Origin of the sequence: Streptomyces liliifuscus, assembly GCF_016598615.1 — a bacterium.
GTDB lineage: Bacteria > Actinomycetota > Actinomycetes > Streptomycetales > Streptomycetaceae > Streptomyces > Streptomyces liliifuscus.
The window spans coordinates 7,729,608-7,749,816 of the sequence record NZ_CP066831.1; the positions used below are offsets into that span (position 1 = coordinate 7,729,608).

11 protein-coding genes are annotated in these 20,209 nt (G+C 68.7%); 8 read left to right on the top strand and 3 right to left on the bottom strand.

Translation table 11 applies throughout. From position 1 onward, the window contains the following. Positions 1-22 precede the first annotated feature (22 nt). Positions 23-3,028, top strand: a complete 3,006-nt coding sequence (locus tag JEQ17_RS33270) for a bifunctional [glutamine synthetase] adenylyltransferase/[glutamine synthetase]-adenylyl-L-tyrosine phosphorylase (RefSeq protein WP_200398704.1) — start codon at positions 23-25, stop codon at positions 3,026-3,028. 130 nt (positions 3,029-3,158) lie between these two features. On the opposite strand, the gene JEQ17_RS33275 is transcribed toward JEQ17_RS33270, so the two are convergent. Then, entirely contained in the window at positions 3,159-4,145 is a 987-nt protein-coding gene (locus JEQ17_RS33275; RefSeq protein ID WP_200398705.1) for a DMT family transporter, read from the bottom strand. Positions 4,146-4,216: 71 nt separating this feature from the next. Between JEQ17_RS33275 and JEQ17_RS33280 the strand changes: the two genes are divergently transcribed. Then, the gene (locus tag JEQ17_RS33280; protein ID WP_234048473.1) at positions 4,217-5,116 is read left to right on the top strand and encodes a LysR family transcriptional regulator; all 900 of its coding nucleotides are present in this window, start codon (positions 4,217-4,219) and stop codon (positions 5,114-5,116) included. Between the two features lie 88 nt (positions 5,117-5,204). Here JEQ17_RS33280 and JEQ17_RS33285 read toward each other — a convergent pair whose 3' ends face one another. Together JEQ17_RS33285 and JEQ17_RS33290 are read right to left on the bottom strand one after the other, a co-directional pair. Next, positions 5,205-6,077, bottom strand: coding sequence for a phosphatase PAP2 family protein (locus JEQ17_RS33285; protein WP_200398706.1), 873 nt, complete (start codon positions 6,075-6,077; stop codon positions 5,205-5,207). Positions 6,078-6,175: 98 nt separating this feature from the next. Then, a complete protein-coding gene (locus tag JEQ17_RS33290; RefSeq protein ID WP_267924801.1) occupies positions 6,176-7,210 on the bottom strand; it encodes a LacI family DNA-binding transcriptional regulator in 1,035 nt (344 codons plus the stop codon). A 496-nt stretch (positions 7,211-7,706) separates the two neighbouring features. On the opposite strand from JEQ17_RS33290, the gene JEQ17_RS33295 reads away from it, so the two are divergent. The 6 genes from JEQ17_RS33295 (at position 7,707) to pulA (ending at position 20,204) form a co-directional block, all read left to right on the top strand. Next, positions 7,707-8,981, top strand: a complete 1,275-nt coding sequence (locus tag JEQ17_RS33295) for an extracellular solute-binding protein (RefSeq protein ID WP_200398708.1) — start codon at positions 7,707-7,709, stop codon at positions 8,979-8,981. A 125-nt stretch (positions 8,982-9,106) separates the two neighbouring features. Further along, complete coding sequence (locus JEQ17_RS33300; RefSeq protein WP_200398709.1) at positions 9,107-10,111, top strand: carbohydrate ABC transporter permease; 1,005 nt, start codon at positions 9,107-9,109, stop codon at positions 10,109-10,111. 13 nt (positions 10,112-10,124) lie between these two features. Then, the gene (locus tag JEQ17_RS33305; RefSeq protein ID WP_200398710.1) at positions 10,125-11,036 is read left to right on the top strand and encodes a sugar ABC transporter permease; all 912 of its coding nucleotides are present in this window, start codon (positions 10,125-10,127) and stop codon (positions 11,034-11,036) included. 291 nt (positions 11,037-11,327) lie between these two features. Further along, a complete protein-coding gene (locus JEQ17_RS33310) occupies positions 11,328-13,010 on the top strand; it encodes a glycoside hydrolase family 13 protein (protein ID WP_200398711.1) in 1,683 nt (560 codons plus the stop codon). Positions 13,011-13,172: 162 nt separating this feature from the next. Then, positions 13,173-14,555, top strand: coding sequence for an alpha-amylase (locus JEQ17_RS33315; RefSeq protein WP_200398712.1), 1,383 nt, complete (start codon positions 13,173-13,175; stop codon positions 14,553-14,555). A gap of 186 nt (positions 14,556-14,741) precedes the next feature. Beyond that, a complete protein-coding gene (gene pulA, locus JEQ17_RS33320) occupies positions 14,742-20,204 on the top strand; it encodes a pullulanase-type alpha-1,6-glucosidase (protein WP_200398713.1) in 5,463 nt (1,820 codons plus the stop codon). Positions 20,205-20,209 lie beyond the last annotated feature (5 nt).

The window sequence follows — 20,209 nt, forward strand, 5'->3', positions numbered from 1 at the left end:
TGGGCGGAACCGGAGGCCGGGGATGATGACGCCGGGGCGCAGGAGCAGTACCTTCACGCGGCTGCTGCGGCACGGTTTCACCGATCCGTCCGCCGCCGAGCGGCTCATGGAGAGCGCGGAACTCGCGCCGATACGGAACGACCCGGTGCTGCTCGACGCGCTCGGCGCCACCGCCGACCCCGACCTGGCGCTGCTCGGGCTCGTACGGCTCGTCGAGGCGCAGGACGGCCACACGGCCCAGCGGGAGCTGCTCGACACGCTGATCGCGGCCAAGCCGTTGCGCGACCGGCTGCTCGGGGTGCTCGGCGCGTCCGCCGCGCTCGGCGACCACCTCGCGAGGCATCCGCTCGACTGGCAGGTCCTCGTGATGTACGAGCCGCAGGACCTGCACCCGGGCACCGCGGAGTTCGAACGCGGGCTCGCCGAGGCCACCGACCCCGTGACGCTGCGCGTCGCCTACCGGCGGTGCCTGCTGTCCATCGCGGCGCGTGACGTGTGCGGGACGACCGATGTCGCGCAGACCGCCGCCGAGCTCGCCGATCTCGCGACCGCCACTCTGCGGGCCGCGCTCACCATCGCGCGGACGGCCGCCCCCGAGGACGCCGCGATGTGCCGGCTCGCGGTGATCGCCATGGGCAAGTGCGGGGGACACGAGCTCAATTACGTCTCCGACGTCGATGTCATCTTCGTCGGGGAGGCCGTCGACGGGGCCGACGAGGGCAAGGCACTGCGGGCCGCCACTCGGCTTGCCTCGCATCTGATGCGGATCTGTTCCGAGACCACGGTGGAGGGGACGATCTGGCCCGTCGACGCCAATCTTCGGCCCGAGGGGCGCAATGGGCCGCTTGTTCGGACCCTCAGCAGCCATCTCGCCTATTACCAGCGGTGGGCCAAGACCTGGGAGTTCCAGGCCCTGTTGAAAGCCCGGCCCGTTGCCGGGGACGTCGAACTGGGGGAGTCGTACGTCGCCACGCTCGCGCCGCTCGTCTGGCAGGCCGCCGAGCGGGACAACTTCGTCCCCGACGTGCAGAAGATGCGGCGGCGGGTCGTCGAGAACATCCCCGTCGCCGAGATCGAGCGCGAGCTGAAGCTCGGTCCCGGCGGTCTGCGGGACGTGGAATTCGCCGTGCAGCTGCTGCAGTTGGTGCACGGGCGGGCCGACACGTCGTTGCGCAGCGGGACCACGCTGGACGCCCTGAAGGCGCTGGCCGCGGGCGGGTACGTGGGGCGCGTCGACGCAGTGCTGCTCGACGACGCCTACCGGTTCCTGCGTTCAATGGAGCACCGCATACAGCTCTTCCGGCTGCGGCGTACGCACCTCGTGCCCGAGGACGACGCCGATCTGCGGCGTATCGGGCGGTCGTTGGGGCTGCGCACCGACCCCATCGGCGAGCTGAACCGGGAGTGGAAGCGGCATGCCTCCGTGGTGCGGCGGCTGCACGAGAAGCTCTTCTACCGGCCGTTGCTCGACGCCGTCGCCCAACTCGCGCCCGGCGAGAGCCGGTTGAGTACGAACGCGGCGCGGGAGCGGCTGGTGGCGCTGGGGTATGCCGATCCTGCCGCCGCGTTGCGGCATCTGGAGGCGCTCGCCTCCGGGGTCTCCCGCAAGGCCGCCATCCAACGGACCCTGCTGCCCGTGCTGTTGGGGTGGTTCGCCGACTCCGCCGACCCCGACGCCGGGTTGTTCAACTTCCGCAAGGTGTCCGACGCGCTGGGCAAGACCCCTTGGTATCTGCGCCTGTTGAGGGACGAAGGGGCCGCCGCCGAGAATCTCGCCCGGGTGCTGTCCGCCGGACGGCTGGCGCCCGACCTGCTGATGCGGGCGCCCGAGGCCGTGGCGCTGCTCGGGGACGGGGACGGCGGCGGGCTCGAACCCCGCAGCCGGGCCCATCTGGAGCAGGAGATCCTCGCGGCCGTCGGGCGCGCCAGCGGGGGCGAGGCCGCGGTCACCGCCGCGCGTGGCGTGCGGCGGCGGGAGCTGTTCCGTACGGCCGCCATCGACATCGTGAACTCCTACGGGACCGAGGAGACGCCGGCCAAGGCCGACCAGGGTGCGTTGGTGGATCTGGTCGGCGGGGCCGTCTCGGATCTGACGGCGGCGACGCTCGCGGGCACGTTGCGGGCCGTGGTGCGGGACGGGTGGGGGGATGACCTGCCCACCCGGTTCGCGGTCATCGGGATGGGGCGCTTCGGGGGGCACGAGCTCGGATACGGGTCCGATGCGGATGTGCTGTTCGTGCATGAGCCCCGGGAAGGGGTTGATGAGCAGGAGGCCTCCCGGGCCGCCAATTCCGTTGTCTCCGAGATGCGGCGGTTGTTGGAGGTTTCCAGTGCCGATCCGCCGTTGTTGATCGACGCGGATCTGCGGCCCGAGGGGAAGTCCGGGCCGCTGGTGCGGACGTTGAAGTCGTACGAGGCGTACTACCGGCGGTGGTCTCTCGTGTGGGAGGCCCATGCGTTGCTGCGGGCCGAAGTCGTCGCCGGGGACGAGGAGTTGGGGCGGCGGTTCATCGAGCTGGTTGATCCGTTGAGGTATCCGGCGGAGGGGCTCGGCGAGGATGCCGTGCGGGAGATCCGGCGGTTGAAGGCCCGGATGGAGTCCGAGCGGATGCCTCGCGGGGCGGATCCGACGTTGCACACCAAGCTGGGGCGGGGTGGGCTGTCTGATGTGGAGTGGACTGTTCAGCTGCTTCAGCTGCGGCACGGGTGGGAGGAGCCGGGGTTGCGCACCACTCGTACGCGGGAGGCTCTTGCGGCGGCCTGTGCGGCGGAGTTGATCTCCGGTGAGGACGCTTCGACTCTGGACGAGGCTTGGGTTCTTGCCACTCGGGTGCGTAACGCCGTGATGCTGGTTCGGGGGCGGGCCGGGGACACGTTCCCTTCTGACGGGCGTGAACTTGCTGCCGTGGGGCGGTACTTGGGGTATGGGCCGGGGCATGTGGGGGACATGCTCGATGACTATCGGCGTACTACTCGGCGGGCTCGGGCTGTTGTGGAGGAGCTGTTCTATGGGGCGGCTGAGCGGTAGCCGGGTGGCTGAGCGGTAGGGGTTGTTCTGTGGGTGCGGGTAGTGGGGGCTTGTCGCGCAGTTCCCCGCGCCCCTGAGGGGGTTTGGGCCGTCGCGGATTCCGCGGGTTGTGGTTGGGCGCCGGTTCGCTTCAGGACGGGGACGCGGCGGGGTGTCCGTCCTCGGTCTGGCGCGATTGGGGTGCCTTGGAAGGGGAGCCCGGCGCGGACGCGCCATCCGCTGCGGGCGGACACTCCGCCACGTCCCCTTCCGACGTCTTGCGGGTGCGGGTCATTGCCACGCCGGTCAGGACTATTGCCATGCCTGCCCAGATGCGCGGGCCGGTGGACTCGCTGAGGACCAGGGCGCCCAGTGCTACGGAGACGACCGGGAGCAGGTAGCCGACCGTTGCCGCGCTGGTGGGGCCCTCGTCCGCGATGAGGCGGTAGTTGAGGTAGAAGGTGACGCCTGTGCCGAGGATGCCCAGGGCGGTGATCGCCAGGAGGCCCGTGGCGTCGGTGTGCAGGGGGCCGGCTGCGGGGACGGAGAGGGTCGTCCAGGCTGTGGCGGCCAGGAGCTGGGCCGCCGACATGGCTATCGGGGCGCCCCGGTCGGTGAGTTTGCGGGCCATGTACGCGAAGGCGACGGCGTAGCTCGCCGCGGCGGCCAGGAGGGACAGGGCGCCCCAGGTCAGCAGGCCCGCCGAGCGCTGCCAGGGGGCGAAGATCAGGAGTGTGCCCGCGAAGCCCAGGAACAGGCCGGTCAGGCGGACGCGGCCCAGTCCGCGGTCGGTGCCCAGGAGGATGCCGAGCAGCAACGACCACAGGGGAGTTGTCGCGTTCAGTACGCCCGCGATGCCCGAGTCGACCGTCTGCTCGCCGATGCTGAAGAGGGCGAAGGGGATCGCGTTGCAGAAGAGGGCCGCGACGGCGAGGTGGGTCCAGGTCGTGCGGTCGCGGGGGAGGCGCTGGCCTGCCGAGCGGGCCAGGAGGAGCAGTACCGCCGTGCCCAGGGCGCAGCGGGTGATCGTGATCTGGGCGGGGGACAGGCCGTGGTTCAGGGCCAGTTTGACCCACAGGAAGCCGGAGCCCCAGAGGAGGGCCAGGGCGGCCATGCGGAGGGTCGATGTGAGCGGCATGCGTCCACGGTGAGGGAGATATGGTGTAAGGACAAGTGAAGGATCTTGCATGCACTGTTAAGCTCTGCTGCATGCTTGATGTGCGACGTATGCAGATGCTGCGGGCCGTGGTGACGAGTGGGTCCGTGACGGCGGCCGCCGCGCGGCTCGGCTATACGCCGTCCGCCGTCAGTCAGCAGATCGCCGTCCTGGAGAAGGAGGCTCGTACGCCCCTGCTCGAACGGGTCGGGCGCGGGGTGCGTCCCACTGAGGCCGGGCTGATGCTCACCGAGTACGCGGACGTCATCGGGCGGCAGGTGGCCGAGGCGGAGGCCGCGCTCGTCGACCTGCTGGAGGGGCGTACAGGGCGGCTCGCCGTGCGGTACTTCGCCACGGCCGGGGCCGCGCTGGTGGCTCCCGCAGTGGCGAAGGTGCGGGCCGAACACCCCGGTGTGCAGGTCGAGTTGAAGCTCGTCGATGTCGAGGACTCGCTGCCGGACGTGAAGGAGGGGCGGGCGGATCTGGCGCTCGTGGTCCGGCCCTCGGAGGAGGCGGCCGGGCCCGACGGTGTGCGGCTCGTGCGGCTGCTCGACGATCCCTACCTCGCCGTGCTGCCCGAGGGGCATCCGCTCGCCGGGCGGCGGACCGTGGCGCTGGCCGACCTCGCCGAGGAGCCGTGGGTGGGGAGCGAGTGGCCCGGGCCGTGTCTTGACGCGCAGCTTGTGGCCTGCGAGGCCGCCGGGTTCCGGCCGCGGTTCGTGGTGGACAGCGGGGACTACGCGACCGCGCAGGGGTTCGTCGCGGCGGGGTTGGGCGTCAGTCTTGTGCCTCGGCTGGGGCTGGGGAGTCGGCATCCCGGTGTTGTGGTGCGGGAGGTTCGGGGGCCGGAGCCGGTTCGGTCGATTTTTGCTGCCGTGCGGGAGGGGGCGACGTGGTCGCCGGCTCTGCGGAGTTTCTTGGGTGCGTTGCGGGCCGCTGGTGGCGCGGCCTGACGATGGGGGTTGGCGGTCCGGTGGTGTCTTGGCCGCAGGCCGGTGGGGGCTGGTCGCGCAGTTCCCCGCGCCCCTGAGGGGCGCGGGCCTACGCCTTCGTCGGTAGCAACGACCGCCTCGGTGGCTTTGCCGGGACCAGTTGGGGCAGGGCGTACGGCAGGGATCCGTACCAGAGCCTTGCCACTGTGTAGCCGAAGGCCAGGCAGATCATGCCGCCCACCGCGTCCAGCCAGAAGTGGTTGGCCGTGGCGACGATGACCACCAGGGTCGCCGTGGGGTAGAGCAGGCCGAGGACGCGGACCCACGGGACCGACGCCAGGGCGAAGATCGTGAGGCCGCACCAGAGGGACCAGCCGATGTGCATGGACGGCATCGCGGCGTACTGGTTCGACATGTTCTTCAGGTCGCCGGAAGCCATGGAGCCCCAGGTCTGGTGGACCACGACCGTGTCGATGAAGTCGCTGCCGTTCATCAGACGGGGCGGGGCCAGCGGATACAGGTAGTAGCCGACCAGGGCCACACCGGTGGTGGCGAAGAGGACCATGCGTGTTGCCGCGTAACGGCCGGGGTGGCTGCGGTAGAGCCACACCAGGACACCCAGCGTCACCACGAAGTGCAGCGTCGCGTAGTAGTAGTTCATGCCGACGATCAGCCAAGTCACCGAGTTCACGCCGTGGTTGACGGACTCCTCCACGGCGATGCCGAGGTGGTGCTCGACCTTCCAGATCCAGTCGGCGTTCTCCAGCGCCTTCGCCCGCTGCTCGGGGACCGCGTTGCGGATCAGTGAGTACGTCCAGTAACTCACCGCGATCAGCAGGATCTCGAACCAGAGCCGGGGGCGGCGAGGCGTACGCAAGCGGCGCAGGAAACCTTGCCCCGCGCGGCTGTTCGCCTCGTCCGCGACGGGCTGGTGTGCGGCCTGCTCCTGGCCTTCCAGTGTCGTCACGGTGCTCTCACCCATAGAGACAGAGTCTGCCAGATAAGCCCTTCCCCACCGATCATCCCTCGGGTGGGTCCTGCCCGCACGTTCTACACCCGGAGTAGGTGGGGCACTACTGCTTACGCACGATTTCGGTCCCCAGGAGCCGAAGCCGTGGAACCCCGCACCACCAGTTCCGGCATGAACACGAACTCGCTGTGGGGCGCCGGTGTCCCGCCGATCTCCTCGAGCAACGTACGTACCGCGGCCTGGCCCATGGCCGGGACCGGCTTGCGGACCGTGGTGAGGGGCGGGTCCGTGAACGCGATCAGAGGGGAGTCGTCGAAACCCACGACGGAGATGTCCTTGGGCACTTCGAGGCCGCGCTGCCGGGCGGCCCGTATGGCGCCGAGCGCCATCATGTCGCTCGCGCAGACGATGGCCGTGCAGCCGCGGTCGATGAGTGCCGTGGTGGCCGCCTGGCCGCCCTCCAGTGTGTACAGCGAGTGCTGGACCAGTCGCTCTTCGATGTCGGCCGAGGTGAGGCCCAGCAGGTCCTGCATCGTGCGGACGAAGCCCTCGATCTTCCGCTGGACCGGCACGAACCGCTTCGGGCCGAGCGCGAGACCGATGTTGGTGTGACCGAGCGAGACGAGGTGGGTGACCGCCAGCGCCATCGCCGCCCGGTCGTCCGGCGAGATGAAGGGTGCCTGCACTTTTGGCGAGAAACCGTCGACGAGGACGAACGGCACACCCTGGCCGCGCAGCTGCTCGTAGCGCTGCATGTCCGCGGAGGTGTCCGCGTGCAGTCCGGAGACGAAGATGATGCCGGCGACGCCCCGGTCGACCAGCATCTCGGTCAGCTCGTCCTCGGTGGAGCCGCCCGGAGTCTGCGTCGCGAGGACCGGCGTGTAGCCCTGCCGGGTCAGCGCCTGGCCGATGACCTGGGCCAGGGCCGGGAATATCGGGTTCTCCAACTCCGGGGTTATCAGCCCGACGAGCCCCTCGCTGCGCTGCCGCAGCCGTACGGGCCGCTCGTAGCCCAGCACGTCGAGCGCGGCGAGAACGGACTGGCGGGTGGTTGCGGCGACGCCCGGCTTCCCGTTCAGGACGCGGCTGACGGTCGCTTCGCTCACCCCCGCCTGGGCTGCGATGTCGGCAAGCCGTGTGGTCACAGGACTGGACTGTACCGGCCGGGTGTCGCCCTGCCCACCGAACGAACGACGGGTGCGGGCACTTGATCGGCCCGCTCGGGGCTGCTGCGTCATCGCGTTCCCTCGTGATTCTGGTCGGCACTTCGGTCGGCATTCCGGGCTGTGTCCGTCGCGCACCCGCTGTGTGCGCCTGCGGGAAGGGTGGTTCCTGCAAGGCGCCGCCGGGGCGATGATCCCCGTGACCGACGGGTATGGCAAGAGCTTGCAGAGTCTTGCACAACGGCCCCGTTCCCGGTGAATGCCCGTGAACAAGGCCTCGGGACGGTCGAGAAGAGGTCACGCCCGGGTAACTGTCTGTCGGTCTTGCACTTTTTTGCTGCAAGGTCTTTCGCGGCGCTTACATCGCTGTTACGTTCACGTCGCCCGGCGGCGGCAACGGTGCGGTCGGAGAGTCGGCAGGGACGGCGGACGGGGCCGTTCCCTCAAGCACACGGGCTTTCACCCTCAAGGAGAACTCATGCGGCGTGGCATAGCGGCCACCGCACTGGTGGCGTCCCTCGCCCTCGCGGCGACGGCCTGCGGCGGCGACAGCGACGACAGTGGCAAGGCGGACGGCCCGGTCACCATCACGTGGTGGGACACGTCCAACGCCACCAACGAGGCACCGGTCTACAAGGCCCTCGCGAAGGAATTCGAGAAGGCCAACCCGGGCATCAAGGTCAAGTACGTCAACGTGCCGTTCGACCAGGCGCAGAACAAGTTCGACACCGCCGCCGGTTCCAAGGGCGCCCCGGACATCCTGCGCTCCGAGGTCGGCTGGACCCCCGCGTTCGCCAAGAAGGGCTTCTTCCTGCCGCTCGACGGCACCGAGGCCCTCGCGGACCAGGGCAAGTTCCAGCCCAGCCTGATCGAGCAGGCCAAGTACGACGGCAAGACCTACGGTGTGCCGCTGGTCACCGACACCCTCGCGCTGGTCTACAACAAGGCCATCTTCGAGAAGGCCGGCATCGACGGGGCGCCCAAGACCTGGGCCGACCTCAAGACCGACGCCGGCACCATCAAGAAGAAGACGGGCGTCGACGGCTACTGGGGCTCCACCCAGGCGTACTACGCGCAGTCGTTCCTCTACGGCGAGGGCACCGACACGGTCGACGCCGACGCCAAGAAGATCACCGTCGCCTCGCCCGAGGCCGAGAAGGCCTACAAGACCTGGCAGGGCCTCTTCGACGGCAACGGCCTGCACAAGGCCGACACCACCGCCGACGCGTACGCCCACATCCAGGACGCGTTCGTCAACGGCAAGGTCGCCGCGATCGTCCAGGGCCCCTGGGAGATCACGAACTTCTACAAGGGCTCGGCCTTCAAGGACAAGGGCAACCTCGGCATCGCCACCGTCCCGGCCGGCTCCAGCGGCAAGGCGGGCGCCCCGACCGGCGGCCACAACCTCTCCGTGTACGCGGGCTCGGACAAGGCCCACCAGGAGGCCTCGCTCAAGTTCGTGAAGTTCATGACCTCGGCGAAGTCCCAGGAGACGATCGCCCTCAAGAACTCCACGCTGCCGACGCGCGACGACGCCTACACCACCGAGGTCAAGTCCGACCCGGGCATCGCCGGCTACCAGGGTGTGCTCTCCGCCGCCCAGCCGCGCCCGGCGCTCCCCGAGTACAGCTCGCTGTGGGGTCCGCTCGACACCGAACTGCCCAAGATCGCCGGTGGCAAGGAGTCGCTGGACAAGGGCCTGGGCAACGCGGAGACCGCGATCGCCAAGCTGGTGCCCGACTTCAGCAAGTGACCCGTGTGGCCGTCGGATCCGCCGGGCCCCTGCGTGACAGGGGTCAGGGGGGACGGATCCGGCGGCCACCGGCCGTGTCTCCAGAACGTGCGCCCAACCCCTGATTTTCCAGAAGGTGTCGAACCATGACAGTCGTCATCGACCGCGCGACCGGCAAGCGCCGCGGTGAGCGGGCTCCGCGCCCCGGCCGGCTCCAGCGCATGAAGCACTCGTACCAGCGGTACTGGTACGCGTACGCGATGATCGCCCCGGTCGTCGTCGTGCTCGGCGTGCTGGTGCTCTATCCGCTGGCGCGGGGCATCTATCTGACGTTCACCGACGCCACGAGCCTCAACTCGGCGCGCACGATCGGCGTCAACCACATCGACGCCACCTACAAGTTCATCGGCCTGGACAACTACGCCGACATTCTGTGGGGCCCCACCGCGTACGACCGCTTCTGGTCGCACTTCATCTGGACGATCGTGTGGACGGCCCTGTGCGTGCTGCTCCACTACGTCATCGGCCTCGGCCTCGCGCTGCTGCTCAACCAGAAGCTGCGCGGCCGGACCTTCTACCGGCTCATCCTGGTCCTGCCGTGGGCCGTGCCGACCTTCGTCACCGTCTTCGGCTGGCGCTTCATGCTCGCCGACGGCGGCATCATCAACTCCATGCTCGACGCCGTGCATCTGCGCTCACCGCTGTGGCTGGAGGACACCTTCTGGCAGCGGTTCGCCGCGATCATGGTCAACACCTGGTGCGGTGTGCCGTTCATGATGGTCTCGCTGCTCGGCGGACTGCAGTCCATCGACGGCGTCCTGTACGAGGCCGCCGAGATGGACGGGGCCAACGCCTGGCAGCGCTTCCGGCACGTCACCCTGCCAGGACTGCGGTCGGTCAGCTCCACCGTCGTCCTGCTCGGCGTCATCTGGACGTTCAACCAGTTCGCCATCATCTTCCTGCTCTTCGGCGACACCGCGCCGGACGCGCAGATCCTCGTCACCTGGGCCTACTACCTGGGCTTCGGCCAGCAGCCGCGCGACTACGCGCAGTCCGCCGCGTACGGCGTGCTGCTGCTCTCCATCCTGATCGTCTTCACCTCCGTCTACCGCCGCTGGCTGGCCCGCAATGAGCAGCAGCTCGCGATCTGAGGCAGGAGTCCCCATGAGCACCACGACAGTCACGTCCCCCGCCCCGGCGGACCGGGACCCCGCGGACACCGCACCGGCGGGCAAGGGGCCGCGGCGCGGCGAGCGCAGCCTCGCCGGCTCCCTCACCTCGCACGGCATCCTCGTCGTCGCGAGCCTGATCGCGCTGTTCCCGATCGCCTGGCTCGTCTATCTGTCCCTCGGCCCGGACAAGGACGACTATCTGCACCCCGGGGACATCCTCGGCAAGATGACGTTCGACAACTACTCGTTCGTGCTGCAGCACACGCCGTTCTTCGACTGGATGTGGAGCACGCTCCTCGTGTCGCTCGGCACGACCGTCATCGGCGTCCTGGTCGCGGCCACGACGGGTTACGCGGTCTCCCGCATGCGCTTCCCCGGCTACAAGAAGTTCATGTGGGTCCTGCTCGTCACCCAGATGTTCCCGGTCGCCGTGCTGATGGTCCCGATGTACGAGATCCTTTCGGAACTCCAGCTCATCGACAACTACTTGGGCCTGATCCTCGTCTACTGCTCGACGGCCGTGCCGTACTGCGCCTGGCTGCTCAAGGGATACTTCGACACCATCCCCTTCGAGATCGACGAGGCCGGGCGCGTCGACGGGCTCTCGCCCTTCGGTACGTTCGCGCGGCTGATCCTGCCGCTCGCCAAGCCGGGTCTCGCCGTCGCCGCCTTCTACAGCTTCATCACCGCGTTCGGCGAGGTCGCCTTCGCCTCGACGTTCATGCTGTCCGACACGAAGTACACGTTCGCGGTCGGTCTGCAGAGCTTCGTCAGCGAGCACGACGCTCAGCGCAACCTCATGGCTGCCACGGCGGTGTTGGTGGCGATTCCCGTCTCCGCGTTCTTCTACCTTGTGCAGAAGAACCTGGTGACCGGGCTGACCGCCGGCGGTACGAAGGGTTAGCCGTTCGCGGCGAGCCATGAGGTCGTCGGTCGTCCGGCGGCACGTCGTGGCCGATCGCGCAGTTCCCCGCGCCCCTGAAGGGGCGTGGGTGGCGGTCGCGGTGTCCTCCCCCAGCCTCCGGCCGGGGGGAACCCCAGACCCCGCTGACACCGCGGCCGCCTCGTCAGTAGTCCCACATCAGCAGTCCCACAAACGAAGAAGACACGCGCCGCTACGGCGACCCATGACCGAACTCCTCCCCCACTCTCGGCTGCGCTCGAGCGGGGGGACCCCCATCGCCTCAAGGATGTTATGAGCCAGCACTCCGCCGACCCGGCCCCGACCTCCGCTCTCGCCACTGTCGCCGACCGTCGCGACTGGTGGCGCGACGCGGTGATCTACCAGGTCTATCCGCGCAGCTTCGCCGACAGCAACGGCGACGGCATGGGCGACCTGGAGGGCGTACGTTCCCGACTCCCGTATCTGCGCGACCTCGGCGTGGACGCCGTGTGGCTCAGCCCCTTCTACGCCTCGCCGCAGGCCGACGCCGGCTACGACGTGGCGGACTACCGGGCCGTGGACCCCATGTTCGGCAACCTGCTCGACGCCGACGCGCTGATCCGTGACGCCCATGACCTCGCTCTGCGGGTCATCGTCGACCTCGTGCCCAACCACTCCTCGGACCAGCACGAGTGGTTCAAGCGGGCCCTCGCGGAGGGGCCGGGTTCACCGCTGCGGGAGCGCTATCACTTCCGTGCGGGCAAGGGCGCGGACGGTGAACTGCCGCCCAACGACTGGGAGTCCATCTTCGGCGGCCCCGCCTGGACGCGGGTGACCGAGCCGGACGGTACCCCGGGCGAGTGGTATCTCCACCTCTTCGCGCCCGAGCAGCCCGACTTCAACTGGGACCACCCGGCCGTCGGCGACGAGTTCCGCTCGATCCTGCGGTTCTGGCTCGACATGGGCGTCGACGGCTTCCGGATCGACGTGGCCCACGGGCTGGTCAAGGCGGACGGACTGCCGGACCTGGGATCCCACGACCAGGTGAAGCTGCTGGGCAACGATGTCATGCCGTTCTTCGACCAGGACGGCGTCCACGAGGTCTACCGGGCCTGGCGGATCGTCCTCGACGAGTACGCGGGCGAGCGCATCTTCGTGGCCGAGGCGTGGACGCCGACCATCGAGCGCACCGCCAACTACGTGCGCCCCGACGAGCTGCACCAGGCCTTCAACTTCCAGTACCTGAGCACCCATTGGGACGCCGAGGAGCTGCGCTCCTGCGTCGACCGCACCCTCGACGCGATGCGGCCCGTGGGCGCGCCCGCCACCTGGGTGCTGTCCAACCACGACGTGACCCGGCACGCGACCCGGTTCGCCAACCCGGCCGGGCTCGGCACCCAGATCCGTACCGCCGGAGACCGCGAACTGGGGCTGCGCCGGGCGCGTGCGGCCACGCTGCTGATGCTCGCGCTGCCCGGATCCGCGTACCTGTACCAGGGCGAGGAGCTGGGTCTGCCGGACGTCGTCGACCTGCCGGACGAGGTGCGCCAGGACCCGGCGTACTTCCGGGGCGCGGGCCAGGACGGCTTCCGTGACGGGTGCCGGGTGCCCATCCCGTGGACCCGGGACGGCTCGTCGTACGGCTTCGGCAGCGGGGGCAGCTGGCTGCCCCAGCCGTCCGGCTGGGGCGAGTTGAGCGTGGAGGCGCAGAGCGGGGTCGCGGGCTCGACCCTTGAGCTGTACCGGTCCGCGCTCGCCGTACGGAGCGAGCAGGCCGACCTGGGCGCGGGCGACCGTGTCGAGTGGCTGAAGGCTCCCGAGGGTGTACTCGCCTTCCGCCGCGGGGCGTTCGTCTGCACCACCAACACCGGCGGGGAGGCGGCGACCGTCCCGGCGTACGGGCGGGTGCTGCTCGCGAGCGGCGAGGTCACCGTGACGGACGACGGCGAGGCGAAGCTGCCGGCCGACACCACAGTGTGGTGGATCGCTGACTGACCGTTCATCAACTCGGGGGTTCTGCAAGAACTTTCCGGAATTTTCAGAAGCCCGCCTTCCGCTTCGGGAGGCGGGCTTCTACTATCTGGCGCACCGCACGGCCGTTGAATCTTGCAGCAAGAACCGTCAACGGCCCGCCCTTCAACGGAGAAGGACCCCCACATGGCCAAGAGAGCTCTGTCCGGCGCGCTCGCCCTCGCCGCCGCCGCGCTCGTCGTCCCCGCGAGCACCGCGGGCAACGCGTATGCCTCCCCGCCCGGCACCAAGGACGTCACCGCCGTCCTCTTCGAGTGGAACTTCGCCTCGGTCGCCAAGGAGTGCACCAACCGTCTGGGCCCCGCCGGTTACGGATACGTCCAGGTCTCGCCGCCCGCCGAGCACATACAGGGCTCGCAGTGGTGGACCTCGTACCAGCCCGTCAGCTACAAGATCGCGGGACGGCTCGGCGACCGTACCGCCTTCCAGAACATGGTCAATACCTGCCACGCGGCCGGTGTGAAGGTCGTCGCCGACACCGTGATCAACCACATGTCGGCGGGCAGCGGCACCGGTACGGGCGGCTCGTCCTACACGAAGTACGACTACCCGGGCCTGTACTCCTCGCCCGACTTCGACAACTGCACCTCGCAGATCAGCAACTACCAGGACCGCGGCAACGTCCAGAACTGCGAACTGGTCGGGCTCGCCGACCTGGACACCGGCGAGGAGTACGTCCGCGGGGCCATCGCGAAGTACATGAACGACCTGCTCTCGCTGGGAGTCGACGGCTTCCGCATCGACGCGGCCAAGCACATCCCGGCCGCCGACCTCGCCAACATCAAGGGCAGGCTGAGCAACTCGTCCGTGTACTGGAAGCAGGAGGCCATCTACGGAGCCGGCGAGGCCGTCCAGCCCACCGAGTACACCGGCACCGGTGACGTCCAGGAGTTCCGGTACGCGTTCGACCTCAAGCGGGTCTTCAACAACGAGAACCTCGCCTACCTGAAGAACTACGGCGAGGGCTGGGGCTATATGAGCAGCGGGGTTTCGGGTGTCTTCGTCGACAACCACGACACCGAGCGCAACGGCTCCACGCTCAGCTACAAGGACAACGCCAACTACACCCTGGCCAACGTCTTCATGCTGGCCCACCCGTACGGCGCGCCCGACATCAACTCCGGCTACGAGTTCTCCTCGACGGACGCCGGCCCGCCCAACGGCGGTACGGTCAACGCCTGTTGGCAGGACGGCTGGAAGTGCCAGCACGCCTGGCCGGAGATCCAGTCGATGGTCGCCTTCCGCAACACCACCCGGGGCGAGTCCGTCACCAACTGGTGGGACAACGGCAACGACGCCATCGCCTTCGGCCGCGGCGGCAAGGGCTTCGTGGCCATCAACCACGAGTCCTCCTCGCTGACCCGCACCTACCAGACCTCGCTCGCGGCGGGCACGTACTGCAACGTCCAGGCCAACACGACGGTGACGGTGAACAGTTCGGGCCAGCTCACCGCGACGCTCGGCGCGAACACCGCGCTTGCGGTGTATTCGGGCAAGTCCAGCTGCTGACAGCAGCCGTTCGCGCAGTTCCCCGCGTCCCTCTTGGGGGCGCGGGGAACTGTGCGGTCTTTGTCTTTGGCCGGTGTCGCCCCGGACAGCAGTTGAAAGTTCTTTCTACCCTTTGCAGGACTCTTGCTGAAAGGGTTTCGGCGGCGATACGTTCACGCGGATCCGTAATCGCAAGGAGTCAGGCCTGTGATACCAAGATGGCCGGTGCCCAGCGGGCACCGATCCGCACGGCGCGGACGGGCCGCGGCCGTCGCCGCGACCGCTCTCGCGGCAGCGCTCGCCGCAGCGCTCGTCCAGCCCCTCGCCGCACGGGCGGCAGCCCCGCCCGCACCTCCGTCGGACGCGGCACTGGCCAAGGCGCCCGCCCGCAACGACCTCACCCGTGAGCAGTTCTACTTCGTACTGCCGGACCGTTTCGCCAACGGCGACACGTCGAACGACAAGGGCGGCCTCACCGGCTCCCGCCTCGAAACCGGCTACGACCCCACCGACAAGGGCTTCTACCAGGGCGGCGACCTCAAGGGCCTGACGAAGAAGCTCGACTACATCAAGGACCTCGGCACCACTGCCATCTGGATGGCGCCGATCTTCAAGAACCAGCCCGTGCAGGGCACCGGAAAGGACGCCTCCGCCGGCTATCACGGGTACTGGATCACCGACTTCACGCAGGTCGACCCGCACTTCGGCACGAACGCGGATCTCGAGAAGCTGATCGACAAGGCCCACGACAAGGGCATGAAGGTCTTCTTCGACGTCATCACCAACCACACGGCCGACGTCGTCGACTACAAGGAGAAGTCCTACTCGTACCTCTCCAAGGGCGCCTTCCCGTACCTGACGAAGGACGGCGAGCCCTTCGACGACGCCGACTACGCGGACGGGACAAGGGACTTCCCGTCCATCGGGACCGGCTCCTTCCCGCGCACGCCCGTCGTGCCCGCCGCGAAGAAGAACGTCAAGGTGCCGTCGTGGCTCAACGACACGTCGATGTACCACAACCGCGGCGACTCGACCTTCGCCGGCGAGAACTCCACGTACGGCGATTTCGGCGGCCTCGACGATCTGTGGACCGAGCGTCCCGAGGTCGTCAGCGGTATGGAGAAGATCTACCAGCGGTGGGTCAGGGACTACGACATCGACGGCTTCCGGATCGACACGGTGAAGCACGTCAACACGGAGTTCTGGACCCAGTGGGCCACCGCCCTCGACGCGTACGCGGCCGAGCGGGGGCGTGACGACTTCTTCATGTTCGGCGAGGTGTACTCGGCGGACACGTCGATCACCTCGCCGTACGTGACCGAGGGCCGTCTGGACTCCACGCTGGACTTCCCCTTCCAGGACGCGGCACGGGCGTACGCCTCCCAGGGCGGCAGCGCGAAGCGGCTCGCCTCCGTGTTCGGGGACGACTACAAGTACACGACCGACAAGGCCAATGCCTACGAGCAGGTCACCTTCCTCGGCAACCACGACATGGGCCGCATCGGCACCTTCCTCAAGCAGGACAACCCGAACGCGTCCGACGCCGAGCTGGTGAAGAAGGACGGGCTCGCCAACGAGCTGATGTTCCTGAGCCGCGGCAACCCGGTCGTCTACTACGGCGACGAGCAGGGCTTCACCGGCGCTGGCGGTGACAAGGACGCCCGCCAGACCATGTTCGCCTCGAAGACGGCCGACTACCTGGACGACGACGAGCTGGGCACCGACCGCACGCACGCCGAGGACGCGTACGACACAAGTGCACCGCTCTACAAGCAGATCAGTGCTCTCGCAAAGCTCCGCAAGGCCAACCCGGCCCTCGCGGACGGCGTACAGACGGAGCGGTACGCGGCCGACGGCGCCGGCGTCTACGCCTTCTCCCGCACGGACGCGAAGAGCGGCATCGAGTACGTCGTCGCCGTGAACAACGCCGACAAGGCGAAGGAGGTGACCTTCGCGACCGGTTCGGCGGGCATGACGTTCCGCGGGATCTACGGGACGGACGGCACGGGCGGTACGGGCGATGGGGGCGAGTCCCTCAAGAGCGGTTCCGACAAGAAGGTCACCGTCACCGTCCCGGCCGGTTCCTCCGTCGTGTTCAAGGCGGCGGGCAGGCTCGCACCGCCCGCCACCAAGCCGACTCTCACGCTGAAGGCTCCCGCCGAGGGAGCCACCGGAACCGTCGAGATCTCCGCGGACGTCGACGGCGGACAGCTCAACCGCGTCGTCTTCGCCGCCCAAGTCGGCGACGGCAAGTGGAGGACGCTCGGCTCCGCCGACCACGCCCCCTACAAGGTCACCCAGGTCGTCGGCAAGGACGTACCCGCTGGAACTGCCCTGCGCTACAAGGCGGTTGTGATCGACTCCGCCGGGCGGACGGCGAGTGCGACGGCCGCCTCCACCACCGGCACCCCGCCCGCCGAGGAGATCCCGAGCGCCTCCTCGCGCGAGTACGCGGTCGTCCACTACAAGCGCGAGGCCGGCGACTACACCGACTGGCGGCTGTACGCCTGGGGCGACATCGCCGACGGCGAGGCGACCACCTGGCCGGAGGGCCACGATTTCGTCGGCCGGGACACCTACGGGGCCTTCGCCTACGTGAAACTCAAGCCCGGCGCGTCGAACGTGAGCTACCTCGTCATCGACAAGGACGGCAACAAGGACGTCTCCGCCGACCGCACGATCGACGTCACCAAGACGGGTGAGATCTGGGTCGAGCAGGGCAAGGAGGCCGTACGGACCGAGCGGCCGGCCGCCGACTATCCGGCGCCGGACAAGACCAAGGCCGTACTGCACTACCAGCGCGCCGACGGGAACTACGACGGCTGGGGACTGCACACCTGGACCGGTGCCGCGGACCCCACGGACTGGTCGAAGCCCCTGGAACCGGTGAAGACTGACGCGTATGGCGCTGTCTTCGAGGTGCCGCTCACCGAGGGTGCCACCAGCCTCAGCTACATCATCCACAAGGGCGACGAGAAGGACCTGCCCACCGACCAGTCGCTCGACCTCACGGCGAACGGCCATGAGGTGTGGCTGTTGAGCGGCCAGGAGAAGTACCTTCTGCCGCAGCCCGCGGGCAGCGCCGCCGCGCTCGACCTGACCACCTCCAAGGCGGTCTGGATCGACCGGAACACGGTCGCCTGGAACGGCAACGAGGCCGCCGCGTCGACCCAGTTGCTCTCCTCGCGCGACGGATCCATCAAGGTGAAGGACGGCGCACTCGCGAGCGACGACGAGCGATGGCTGCGGCTCGACAAGGCCACGTTCACCGACGCCCAGAAGGCGAAGTTCCCGCATCTCAAGGACTACCAGGCCTGGTCCGTCGACCCGCGTGACCGCGACCGGGTGCGCGAGGCGCTGCGCGGTCAGCTCGTCGCCTCCCAACGCGCCGCGAACGGTGCCGTGTTGGCGGCGACGGGCGTACAGATCGCGGGCGTGCTCGACGACCTGTACGGCGACGCCACGAAGGCGGACCTCGGGCCGACGTTCGACAAGGGACGGCCGACACTCTCCGTGTGGGCGCCCACCGCACAGGACGTGAAGCTGGAGATCGGCGACAGGACCGTGCCGATGAAGCGAGACGAGAGCTCCGGCGTCTGGTCCGTCACCGGCCCCAAGTCCTGGCAGGACAAGGCCTATCGGTACGTCGTGAAGGTGTGGGCGCCCAGCGTCCGCGAGGTCGTCACCAACAAGGTCACCGACCCCTACTCGGTCGCCCTCACCGCGAACTCCGAGCGCAGTCTCGTCGTCGACCTGGGCGCCAAGTCCCTTGCCCCGAGCGGCTGGTCGGGCCTGCGCAAGCCCAAGGCCGTCCCGCTGAAGGACGCGCAGATCCAGGAGCTGCACATCCGGGACTTCTCCGTCGACGACAGGACGGTCCCGGCGAAGGACAAGGGCACCTACCTCGCCTTCACCGACAAGGACAGTGCGGGCTCCAGGCACCTCAAGAAGCTTGCGGAGTCCGGGACTTCGTACGTCCATCTTCTGCCCGCCTTCGACATCGCCACCATCCCGGAGAGGAAGACGGACCAGGCGACCGTCGACTGCGACCTCTCCTCCTACGCCGCCGACTCCGAGAAGCAGCAGGAGTGCGTGGCGAAGGCGGCCGCGAAGGACGCGTACAACTGGGGCTACGACCCGTACCACTACACGGTGCCGGAGGGGTCGTACGCCACCGATCCCGACGGGACGGACCGTACGGTCGAGTTCCGGAGGATGGTCAAGTCGCTGAACGAGGACGGTCTGCGGGTCGTCATGGACGTGGTCTACAACCACACCACCGCGAGCGGCCAGGCGGACACGAGCGTGCTCGACAAGGTGGTCCCCGGCTACTACCAGCGGCTTCTCGCCGACGGCAGTGTCGCCACCTCCACCTGCTGCGCCAACACGGCACCCGAGAACGCCATGATGGGCAAGCTGGTCGTCGACTCGATCGTCACCTGGGCCAAGGAGTACAAGGTCGACGGCTTCCGCTTCGATCTGATGGGCCACCACCCCAAGGCCAACATCCTGGCGGTCAGGAAGGCCCTCGACGCGCTCACCCTCGCCAAGGACGGCGTCGACGGCAAGAAGATCATCCTCTACGGCGAGGGCTGGAACTTCGGCGAGATCGCGGACGACGCCCGTTTCGTCCAGGCCACCCAGAAGAACATGGCCGGAACCGGCATCGCCACCTTCTCCGACCGGGCCCGTGACGCCGTGCGCGGCGGCGGTCCGTTCGACGAGGACCCGGGTGTCCAGGGCTTCGCGTCCGGCCTCTACACCGACCCCAACTCCTCGGACGGCAACGGCACTTCGGCCGAACAGAAGGCCCGCCTCCTGCACTACCAGGACCTGATCAAGGTCGGGCTTTCCGGCAACCTCGCCAAGTACACCTTCACCGACACCGGCGGCAAGGAGGTCAAGGGCTCCGAGGTCGACTACAACGGGGCGCCCGCCGGATACGCGGACGCGCCGGGCGACGCCCTCGCGTACGGGGACGCGCACGACAACGAGTCGCTGTTCGACGCGCTCGCGTTCAAGCTGCCCAAGGGCACCTCGGCCGCCGACCGGGCCCGGATGCAGGTCCTCGCCATGGCCACGGCCGCGCTCTCACAGGGCCCGGCACTGTCCCAGGCGGGCACCGACCTGCTGCGTTCCAAGTCGCTCGACCGCAACTCGTACGACAGCGGCGACTGGTTCAACGCGATCCACTGGGACTGCCGCGACGGCAACGGCTTCGGACGCGGGCTGCCGATGGCGGCCGACAACGAGTCCAAGTGGCCCTACGCCAAGCCCCTGTTGACGTCCACGGGCCTCAAGGTGGGCTGCCCGCAGATCGAGAGCGCCTCCGCCGCGTACCAGGACCTGCTGAGGATCCGTACGAGCGAGAGCGTCTTCGGGCTCGGCAGCGCCGAGCAGGTGCAGTCGAAGCTGTCCTTCCCGCTGTCCGGCAAGGACGAGACACCCGGGGTGATCACCATGGAACTCGGCGATCTGGTCGTGGTGTTCAACGCGACCCCCGAGCGCCAGGAGCAGCGGATCGCCTCCCTGGCCGGGAAGGCGTACGGACTGCACCCGGTGCAGCGGACGGGGGCGGACTCCACCGTCAAGTCCTCTTCGTACGATCCGGAATCGGGCAGTTTCGCCGTTCCGGGACGGAGCGTGGCCGTATTCACCCGGACCGCCTGACTAGG

What these genes read in the sequence shown, in the direction of transcription:
- JEQ17_RS33270 (WP_200398704.1), top strand. Translation starts at nt 23, where the DNA reads ATGATGACGCCGGGGCGCAGGAGCAGTACCTTCACGCGGCTGCTGCGG.
- JEQ17_RS33275 (WP_200398705.1), bottom strand. Translation starts at nt 4,145, where the DNA reads ATGCCGCTCACATCGACCCTCCGCATGGCCGCCCTGGCCCTCCTCTGG.
- JEQ17_RS33280 (WP_234048473.1), top strand. Translation starts at nt 4,217, where the DNA reads ATGCTTGATGTGCGACGTATGCAGATGCTGCGGGCCGTGGTGACGAGT.
- JEQ17_RS33285 (WP_200398706.1), bottom strand. Translation starts at nt 6,077, where the DNA reads ATGGGTGAGAGCACCGTGACGACACTGGAAGGCCAGGAGCAGGCCGCA.
- JEQ17_RS33295 (WP_200398708.1), top strand. Translation starts at nt 7,707, where the DNA reads ATGCGGCGTGGCATAGCGGCCACCGCACTGGTGGCGTCCCTCGCCCTC.
- JEQ17_RS33300 (WP_200398709.1), top strand. Translation starts at nt 9,107, where the DNA reads ATGACAGTCGTCATCGACCGCGCGACCGGCAAGCGCCGCGGTGAGCGG.
- JEQ17_RS33305 (WP_200398710.1), top strand. Translation starts at nt 10,125, where the DNA reads ATGAGCACCACGACAGTCACGTCCCCCGCCCCGGCGGACCGGGACCCC.
- JEQ17_RS33310 (WP_200398711.1), top strand. Translation starts at nt 11,328, where the DNA reads ATGAGCCAGCACTCCGCCGACCCGGCCCCGACCTCCGCTCTCGCCACT.
- JEQ17_RS33315 (WP_200398712.1), top strand. Translation starts at nt 13,173, where the DNA reads ATGGCCAAGAGAGCTCTGTCCGGCGCGCTCGCCCTCGCCGCCGCCGCG.